The following is a 9,876-nucleotide window of genomic DNA, read 5'->3' as shown; positions in this document are numbered from 1 at the left end:
TGTAGATGTAAAACCAGAATCGAAAGTCTCATCTATAGTTACAGTATATGTACCATCTACAGCTGCAGTAAAACTATACCAAACATCTTTTCCACTTGTTCCACAACCATCATTACTATCGTATGCATTTTCTGTAGTTCCAGAAACTACTGTTGTACATGTATTATCCATAGAAGGTGTAACTACTGTAGCACCATTACAATCATCATTTGCTACTGGTTCTGGTGGTATACCTACACAGACATCAAACGTTGTTTGTGCTGAAGTATTCTGAGTATTTGACCAACCATAAACTCTTAATAAATAAGTAGTACCAATTGTTAAACCTGTTACAGTAAATGAGTTTGGGTCACTATCTCTTATTGGTGCTGCCAATGAAGCACCACAACCTGAAGTTGCATCATATAAAGCCATACCCATATCTGTAGATGTTCCAATAACTGCTACTACATTAGTTAAAGAAATTGTATGATATTCTGATGTTGCAACAAAATTATACCATACATCTGTATACGGTGTTCCAGTAATTTCTCCAGAAGTTTCCATTTCTGAAGATTCTGTAGCAGCTACATTAGTTCCCGCTGTTACAGATCCACATGCTAAATCTGTATTAACAGTTAATGTTATAGCATCAAGACATTCATCATTTACAGGTGGACAATAATAAGAAATAGAATCTAACTGTAAATTGCATATGCTATCTTGATCGTGCTCAACTGTAATAGTTACATCTGTACCTGAATTAAAAGGTCCAACACTTACTATACCTGTCGCAGCAGTTGGTGTACTAGCTACTCCTGCATCATTAGAAATTGTTAGTGATGTAGCATCACCTAAATTAGTAACATCAACATCGATCATAAATGTTCCTGCGCCAGAACAATCAGTAGTACCAACAATAGCAGTTGCCGTTGGCTGTGTACATTGAGGTGCAGCATCATTTACAAAATTGTCTGCATACAATTCCCATTCATTATTTCCTGTCGCTCTAACTGCTACATAAATTGTACTTCCAACATAAGCACTTAAATCAAACGTTAACTCTGTCCATGTAGATGGTGCATCAGTAGAAGGTTGCAAAACAGTAGTGAAATCTGCCGCGTCAGTTGACACTGAAGACAATAATACTTCGTATGGCTCTAAATAGGCACTACTTCTAGATTTTACCCAAAATGATAATCTATCATTCATACCAGCTGTAACTGTTATGGCTGGTGTTATTAAGTAATCGTCATGAGCAGCTGATGTGTCGTAAATAATTTTTGCGGCACCACTTCCATCCTGAGCTCCACCAGTAATAGTTGTACTTTGAGCCCAAGTACCTGAACTTGCCAAATCCAAAACAGTCCATGCTGCAGGAATTTCAGTCTCGAAACTCTCTGTAAATTGCGCATTGGATTGCCAACAAAAGGCTACCATTGCTAAAAGTAATAAAGTAATTTTTTTCATAATTTGATTGTTATTAGTTGAGTATTCACATCATTTCGTCTAAAATATCTATAATATTTTAGCTTTTTTAGTAAACTATTAACAAATCGTTTATAAGAATAAAATCATCGATTAAATGTAATAATTGAATTATTTTAATGTTTTAATAACTTTAAATTTACTTCTATGTATAAAAAAAACCATATAGCCTAAGCCATATGGTTTTTAAATAATATATGTTTTAATATTACTTCTGCCCTTCTACAAAAGCATCCATAACTGCATCGCTAACTCCCATGTTGCTAAAACCACCATCATTATAAAGGTTTTGTAGGGTTACACGTTTAGTTAAATCACTAAATAATGAAACTGTATAATTTGCACAATCCATTGCTGTTGCGTTACCTAATGGCGACATTTTTTCTGCATAAGCTATAAAACCATCAAATCCTTTTACACCACTTCCAGCAGTTGTAGGTGTTGGAGATTGAGAAATTGTATTTACTCTTACATTTTTATCTTTCCCAAAGAAATACCCAAAGCTACGTGCTATACTTTCTAAATAAGCTTTGTTATCTGCCATATCATTATAATCTGGAAAAACACGTTGTGCAGCCATGTATGTTAAAGCTACTATGCTTCCCCATTCGTTCATTGCATCTTGCTTATATAAGGTTTGCATTACTTTATGAAAAGACATTGCTGAAACATCTGTTCCTTTTTGTGTCCATGCATAGTTTTGGTCTGTATAATGTTTACCTTTTCTTACGTTTATAGACATACCTATAGAATGTAAAACAAAATCTAATTTACCACCTAAAATTTCGGTTGCTTGTGTAATTAAGTTTTCAAGGTCTTCAGTAGAAGTTGCATCAGCAGGAATTATTTGTGAACCTGTTTTTTCTGCAAGTTCATTTATTTGACCCATTCGCATAGCAACTGGTGCATTTGTTAATACAAAGGTTCCGCCTTCTTCATGAACACGTTCTGCTGTTTTCCAAGCAATTGAGTTTTCATCTAAAGCTCCAAAAATAATTCCTCTTTTCCCTTTTAGTAAGTTATATGACATGTTTTTTATTGTTATATCGTTAGTTGTAGTAATTCGTTTTAATTTTTAATCAAAGATAATATTAATAATAGAAATAATTTTAATTCAATAGTTCTTTTGCATGTGCTAAAGCAGAATTTGATACATCTACTCCGCCTAACATTTGTGCTATTTCTATTATACGCTCATCGTGATTTAATTTTACAAGATTAGTTGTTGTTACTTCATTTACATCTTCTTTATAAACTTTAAAGTGCGAGTTACCTTTTGCTGCTATTTGTGGTAAATGTGTGATACTAAATACTTGCATTGTTACACTCATTTGAGACATGATATCTGCCATTTTATTTGATACTTCTCCAGACACTCCTGTATCTATCTCATCAAACATTATTGTTGGTAATTTTATATATCTAGTTAGTATAGATTTTATGGCTAACATAATTCTAGATAATTCTCCTCCTGAAGCTGCTTTTTTTAATGATTGAAATTGCCCACCTTTATTTGCAGAAAATAAAAATGACAACTCATCTTTACCATTAGAAAAATAGGTTTGTGAGTCTGTTATTTTTATTTCAAATCTAGCATTTGGCATGCCTAATTGAGCTAATATACTTTGTAATTCTTGTGTTAATTTTGGTATAGCTTTTACTCTTTTAGTATTTATTTTTTTTGCTAAACCGTCTAAACTTGTTTTTACTTTGTTTATTTCTTTTTCTTTTTGCTCTATGTCCTGTTCTACATTTTCTGTAGCATCGACTTTATTTTGTAATTTATGTTTAATTTCTATTAATGCGGCAATATTATCTACTGCGTGCTTTTGAAATAAATTATTTAAAAGTGCTAATTTACTGTTTACTTCTTCTAATCTGTTTGGGTTTGCTTCTATGTCACCTTGAAAGGCTTCAAGCTCTGAAAACACATCGTCTAATTCAATAAAGCTGCTGTTTACTCTATTATATAAATCTTGATATTTAATTGAAATTGTAGCGAGTTGTTTTAAAACTACTTTTAATTCTGTTAGAGTATTAATAATTCCAATTTGTTCATCACTAAATAATTGGTTTGAAACCGTTAATTTTTCTTGTATAGTTTCAATATTATTTAATGTTTCATACTCTTCTTCTAAAGCTTCTAATTCTCCTTCTTTTAGCTTTGCTGTTTCTAATTCGCCAAGTAAAAAAGTATTATAATCATGTTCCTTTATGGCTTCAGATTGAAATTGTTGTAAGCGCTCTAATTCTTTTTTTAATTTTTTATATTCTGAAAGCTTAATTGAATAGGTTTGAAGTTCTTCTTTATTGTTAGATAAGGCGTCAATTACTTGAAATTGAAATGCATCATCTACTAACTGAAGCGTTTCATGTTGAGAGTGAATATCTATTAACTGTTCGCCCAATACTTGTAAACTACTTAAGTTTACTGGAGAATCGTTAACAAATGCTCTAGATTTACCTGATGGTAAAATTTCTCTTCTAATTATAGTATGTGTTTCGAAATCTAAATCGTTAGCTTCAAACAAGTGTTTTAAATTATAGCTTGTAATATCGAAATGAGCTTCTATAATGCACTTTTTATCTTTATTTCTTAAACTGTTTAAATCTGCTCGTTTACCTAATATTAGTGACAATCCACCAAGTAATATAGATTTACCGGCTCCAGTTTCTCCTGTAATAATTGTAAATCCATTATTAAAATCTACTTGAAGCGAATCTATAAGCGCGTAATTTTTTATTGAAAGTGCGGTTAACATTTAAAGTATTAATTTTAAGGTTAAGATAACCAATTACGAAAGTAAAATGGTTATAAATTAAAACTTAATATTTCTCCATTTACTTGCATGTGTAGGAGCTACACTATTTAAAACATCTACCAATCCAGAGACTTCTATACTTGGTCCTGATGAAAAAATATCTTGTATCTCTTGTGCTTTTGCATCAAAAAACACTCTTGATAAATAAGAGTTTGGTCTACGGCTATTCATTTTTGCAAAATTTAATAAGGCAATAGATATCTCTTTTTTACCATCTTTTTTATTTTGCGCCATAATATCTAATCCTCTTCTATGGTAATTATACATTACCTCTCTAAACTCAATAAATGTTGGTGATAAAATATTATCTATTATAGCAAAACGGCTTTGTAAACCATCTTCTAATTTCCAACCGGTATTATTATCTCTTTGTGAATAGTTTACAATACGTTGGGCTTGTTTAAAATAAGTTTCACCACCTTCTAATGCAAAACTTTCTGCATCTAAACCTAAAACCATATAAATGTGAAATGCTATCACAGATACTAAATTTGATTCGTATTGCGTTTCGTTATAAATAAGATTTTGAAATTCTACGTAATTAAAATTAAAATCCTTATCGTTTATATTATAAATTGGTGTTGTGTATGAAGAGCCATAAACAGGTCGTGAAGATTGCACTTGAATTGTTGCATTGTAATTTTCGTTATTACGTTCTGTAACGTTTATTACTATATTACAATCTATACGTTCTTGTAACTTAAACTGTTTTTTTGTCCATTGCGTTTTATTTATAAATTCTTTAAGTTGATTTTCTAAAGTTTTATAAATCTGTAAATTTTCGTTTCCCGTTAATTGTGCATTTACTACAACATTGCAATTAAGTTCTTGAGCAAAACTTATTGCGGTAAAACAAATGGCTACAAGTATAATTAATTTACGCATCTAGTTTGTTTATTACTTCACTTAAAATGTCTTTAGCAACTTCTGCTTTAGATTTTAAGTTGTAAGCTTTAATATTATTTTCTTTATCGATAATAGTTACTTTGTTAGTTTCACTTTTAAAACCAGCACCTTTGTCGTTTAACGAATTTAAAACAATTAAATCTAAATTCTTCTTTTTTAGCTTTCCTTTTGCGTATTCTAATTCGTTATTAGTTTCTAAGGCAAAACCTACTAAAAGTTGTTTCTCTTTTATTTCGCCTAAAGATGCCAAAATATCTTTTGTTTTTTCTAACTCTAATACTAACGTTGTATCTTTCTTTTTTATTTTCTTATTAGAAACTTCTTTTGGCTTATAATCTGCAACTGCAGCAGAAAGTATTGCTACATCCACATCTTTATAGTAAGTATGTGCTGCATCGTACATATTTTGTGCACTAACTACGGGAACAACTTTAATTAAATTATGGTTTACTTTTTGGTGTGTTGGACCTGTTATTAATATAACATTTGCTCCCAAACTAGCGGAAGCTTTTGCTATTTCAAACCCCATTTTACCACTTGAGTGATTTCCTATAAATCGTACTGGATCTAAGGCTTCGTGCGTAGGACCTGCTGTAATTAGTATTGTTTTTCCTTTTAGAGGTAATTTTCCTAAAATATCGTTTTCCATAAAAGTAACAATATCTTCTGGTTCTGCTAAACGACCTTGACCTACTAACCCACTTGCCAATTCTCCTGATGTTGCAGGAATCATTACATTACCAAATGCTTGTAATGTTTTAAAAGTATTTGCTGTTGATGGATGTTTGTACATATCTAAATCCATTGCTGGTGCAAAATATACAGGACATTTAGCAGAAAGGTATGTTGCTAATAATAAATTATCGCAAGTCCCGTGTGCCATTTTAGACAGTGTGTTGGCCGTTGCTGGAGCAATTATTAAATAATCTGCCCATAGACCTAATTCTACATGGTTATTCCATTCTGCATTTTCATCGTCTTCATTATAGAAACTTGAATGTACAGGATTTTTAGATAGTGTAGATAATGTAAGAGGTGTTACGAAGTCTTTAGAAGCAGGTGTCATTACAACTTTTACGTTTGCACCTGCTTTTATAAATGCTCTTACTAATGAGGCTGTTTTATAAGCAGCAATACCAGCGCTTATGCCTAGTAATATATTTTTGCTACTTAATATAGACATAATTATTTTTTGTCTTCCTCTGTGTTTCTATGGTAGATTTTTTCATCTAACCATTCTTTTACTGCTAAAGCGTGTGGCTTTGGTAATTTTTCGTAAAATTTAGAAACTTCAATTTGCTCTTTATTTTCAAAGATTTCTTCTAAAGAATCGTTGTATGTTGCAAACTCTTCTAACTTTTCAATTAATTCTTTTTTAATTTCAGAATTAATTTGCTCTGCTCTTTTAGAAATAATAGAGATAGCTTCGTAGATGTTTTCTGTTGGTGCATCTATTGCATTTCTATTATAAGTTGTCGTGCTTAAAGGCGCATCAATCTTTTTTAAATCCATGGTTATATTAACTTTTTGTACTGTATTGTTCTAATTGTTTCTCTATGTTTTCTGCTTTTACAGAAGCTAAGACTAAAAATTCTGAATTAGCGTAGCGTTTTTTAAAGGCTTCAAAATAACTTTTTGCCGTTTGTAAACGTTCTTCTTTTAAGCTTTCTATACTCTTTATTGCTAATTGATAAGCAGAATCAAACCTAATGTATAATGCTTCTTCTCTTAGTGATGTCCCTGGAAAATCACTAATAAAATCATCAAAAGCTGCCATAGAGGCTTTATAGTCTGATATTCTATTATATTGTTTTGCTATTTCAAAAGCTTTTTTCTCTAACTTATAGTCTAACTCCTTAACCATTTCATTGGCTTTCGCTACATTTTCTTCTTCTTCTGGAAATAAGTTTATAAATTCTTGAAGTTTCTCTAAAGCTGTTCTTGTTTCAGATTGGTCTTTAGAATATACTGGAGATAACTCGTAATAACTTCTTGCACTTTTAAAACTTGCTTCTGCCAACTTTTCGCTTCTTGGGTAAGAGGTTACAAAACGCTCAAAATGATATCCAGAAATGTAATAGTCTCCCATTTGGTATGAAGCATCTGCATTTAAGAACATTAGTTTTTCTGCTTGAGGTTTACCTCTGTACTGAGGTATAATCATTTCGAAAATACGATTTGCCTTAGCAAATTTTCCTTCTTCATATTTTTTAACTCCCATTCTATACTTTACTCCAATATCTTCAGACTTTAAAGCTTTTTGATATTCGCTACAACTACTTAAAGTTAGCAAGGTAATTAGGATGATAAATAAATTCTTCATAAAATTTTAAACAAGGTGCAAAAATACGCTTTTAATATGGATTTTAAAAATATAATTTTAAAGCTAAATTAAGTCTTGTAATCTAGTTTTAACGTGGTTTAAGTAATTTTTAACGGTTATTAAATTGTGCTAAATAATTTTTAATTTTTTCTTTTAAACCTTCTGTTGCTTCTACTAATGGTAATCTTACCGTATCGTTACATAAATTTAGTTGTTGTAATACCGCTTTTATTCCTGATGGATTGTTTTCTGAAAATATTAAACTTGTAATTTCCATTAAGTCGAAATGAATTTTAAAAGCTTCTTTTGCTTTACCTTCGATTGCTAGATTTATCATGCTAGAAAAAGCTTTTGGTAACGCTTGACCAATTACACTTATAACACCATCGCCACCGGCTAAAGCAACCATAGATACTAGATCATCATCTCCCGAAATAATTCCAAATCCTTCTGGTTTGTTTTTTATTAACTGTAAATATTGAGACATATTATTTCCTGCCTCTTTAACTGCTACAATATTATCAAAATCATTTGCTAATCTCAATGTTGTTTCTGGCAACATGTTAGATGCTGTTCGTCCTGGAACGTTATATAAAATAATTGAAACTGGACAAGCTTGAGATATTGCTTTAAAATGCTGGTATATTCCTTCTTGGGTAGGCTTGCTATAATATGGTGACACAGATAAAATACCTGTAAATGGTGTAAGGTCTGTAGTTTTAATTTCTTCTATAACCGCCGCAGTATTATTACCACCAATACCTAAAACCAATGGTAATCTATTATTATTTACTTTAACAATACATTTTATAATTTCTGCTTTTTCCTTTTTAGTTACTGTAACGCTTTCTCCGGTTGTACCGCTAATTACGATATAATTTGTTCCGTTTTCAATATTGTATTCTACAATATTTTCTAATGCTTTGTAATCTACAGTTCCATCTGTATTAAAAGGTGTTACAATTGCAATTCCTGTACCTTTAAAAGGATTATTCATATGTTTATTAATTATATTTTGTTTAAAATTGATAGGTATTTTAAAAGTTCTATTTCGAACATTTTATAATTTTCTATATCTGTTTTTATTATTAAATCGTTTAATCTTTCGTCTTCTTGCAAAATTCCAACTTTAAACCTTGCTTTAGATACGGCTGTTAACAGCTTTAAATACATAGGAGCTTCAACATAATAACTTATTAAAATATCAAATTCTCTGTTTAAAAAATGTTTTAAAGTTTCGTTTTTTATGCTGCCTTTCCAGCCAATACTTTTTTTATTAAAACATTGAAAATTACTATTTTCTTCAAACGTTTTTTCTATTGTAAATGCTATAATTTGAAAATTATTAGGATTAACATTTAAAGTCTTTAATAAAGAGCTAATTTTTTTATAATCAACCGTTTCGTCTGCATTAATAATAACTCCTATACTTTTAATTTTAGAATTGGTTGCCAACACAACTCGATTATTTAAAGTTTTATTAATATAGTTTTGGTTAGATTTTTCCTTAAATCCTTTTAAAATCATCTATATTTATCGCTTTGTTACAAAAGTAGCAAAACCTAACTAATACTCAGCTTAATTTTAATAATTAGTATATGAAATTAAATGCCTTTTTTATTTTGTTTATAGTCGCTAGTTTAACAGCTTGTAAACAAAACCAGAAACACCTATCTAAAATTGAAGGAAAACAATTACCAATTACAGATAGTATTGCTATTAATGCCGATTTCGATTCTTTAATTGCACCTTATCGCAAAAGCCTTAATAAAGATATGAATGCCGTTTTATCTTTTGCACCAAAAACTTACACAAAAAATGATGGCGAATACAATACTGCGATTGGAAATTTAATGGCAGATATTGTTTACACTCAAGGTAATATTGTTTTTAATAAACGTACTAATAATAACATAGATGCTGTAATTTTAAATCATGGAGGTATTCGCTCGATTATTTCTAAAGGAAATATAACTACAGAAACTGCTTTTCAAGTTATGCCTTTTGAAAATAGTATTGTTGTTGTAGCCTTAAAAGGACAACAATTAGATAGTATGGCAGATTATTTAAGGCAAGCTAAAAAAGCACACCCAATTAGCGGTATGACATTAGAGTTAGATAAGAATTTTAACATTACTAAAACTCTAGTTCAAGGAAAACCTATTATAAAAGATAAAACGTATTACTTAGCTACAAATGATTATTTGTATGACGGTGGCGACCGCATGCGCTTTTTTAAACCAAATGACAGTGTTTATTATTTAGATTATAAAATTAGAAATGCTATGATTGACTATTTTAAAAAGAACGACACTATTAATCCAAAAATCGACAACCGTTTTATTCAAACTAAATAAC

At 30.4% G+C, this 9,876-nt stretch carries 10 protein-coding genes; 1 reads left to right on the top strand and 9 read right to left on the bottom strand.

Going from position 1 to position 9,876, the window contains the following annotated elements:
• The 9 genes from BM549_RS13685 to BM549_RS13645 all read right to left on the bottom strand — a co-directional run.
• Positions 1-1,449 (bottom strand): choice-of-anchor J domain-containing protein (locus tag BM549_RS13685; RefSeq protein WP_290470781.1); only part of this gene is annotated, 1,449 nt, incomplete at its 3' end.
• Positions 1,450-1,675: 226 nt separating this feature from the next.
• Complete coding sequence (locus BM549_RS13680) at positions 1,676-2,497, bottom strand: SDR family oxidoreductase (protein WP_290470780.1); 822 nt, start codon at positions 2,495-2,497, stop codon at positions 1,676-1,678.
• Between the two features lie 79 nt (positions 2,498-2,576).
• Positions 2,577-4,229 carry a DNA repair protein RecN gene (gene recN / locus BM549_RS13675; RefSeq protein ID WP_290470779.1) on the bottom strand — a complete coding sequence of 551 codons (1,653 nt, stop codon included), beginning with the start codon at positions 4,227-4,229 and terminating at the stop codon, positions 2,577-2,579.
• 57 nt (positions 4,230-4,286) lie between these two features.
• Entirely contained in the window at positions 4,287-5,174 is an 888-nt protein-coding gene (locus BM549_RS13670; RefSeq protein ID WP_290470778.1) for a DUF4835 family protein, read from the bottom strand.
• Complete coding sequence (gene coaBC / locus BM549_RS13665; protein WP_290470777.1) at positions 5,167-6,378, bottom strand: bifunctional phosphopantothenoylcysteine decarboxylase/phosphopantothenate--cysteine ligase CoaBC; 1,212 nt, start codon at positions 6,376-6,378, stop codon at positions 5,167-5,169. Before coaBC ends, BM549_RS13670 begins: the two co-directional genes overlap by 8 nt.
• A 2-nt stretch (positions 6,379-6,380) precedes the next feature.
• Positions 6,381-6,707: a DNA-directed RNA polymerase subunit omega gene (locus BM549_RS13660; RefSeq protein WP_290470776.1), complete on the bottom strand. Its 327-nt coding sequence runs from the start codon at positions 6,705-6,707 to the stop codon at positions 6,381-6,383.
• Positions 6,708-6,714: 7 nt separating this feature from the next.
• A complete protein-coding gene (locus BM549_RS13655) occupies positions 6,715-7,518 on the bottom strand; it encodes an outer membrane protein assembly factor BamD (RefSeq protein WP_290470775.1) in 804 nt (267 codons plus the stop codon).
• A gap of 109 nt (positions 7,519-7,627) precedes the next feature.
• Positions 7,628-8,515 carry a 4-hydroxy-tetrahydrodipicolinate synthase gene (gene dapA / locus BM549_RS13650; protein WP_290470774.1) on the bottom strand — a complete coding sequence of 296 codons (888 nt, stop codon included), beginning with the start codon at positions 8,513-8,515 and terminating at the stop codon, positions 7,628-7,630.
• An 11-nt stretch (positions 8,516-8,526) separates the two neighbouring features.
• Positions 8,527-9,045: a hypothetical protein gene (locus BM549_RS13645; protein WP_290470773.1), complete on the bottom strand. Its 519-nt coding sequence runs from the start codon at positions 9,043-9,045 to the stop codon at positions 8,527-8,529.
• 71 nt (positions 9,046-9,116) lie between these two features.
• On the opposite strand from BM549_RS13645, the gene BM549_RS13640 reads away from it, so the two are divergent.
• Positions 9,117-9,875, top strand: coding sequence for a 5'-nucleotidase C-terminal domain-containing protein (locus BM549_RS13640; protein ID WP_290470772.1), 759 nt, complete (start codon positions 9,117-9,119; stop codon positions 9,873-9,875).
• Position 9,876 lies beyond the last annotated feature (1 nt).

The sequence above is a fragment of the Lacinutrix sp. MedPE-SW genome (assembly GCF_001874145.1).
Lineage (GTDB): Bacteria > Bacteroidota > Bacteroidia > Flavobacteriales > Flavobacteriaceae > Lacinutrix.
Note: the sequence above shows the minus strand (reverse complement) of the source record. Positions and strands in the feature narration are given on the sequence as shown.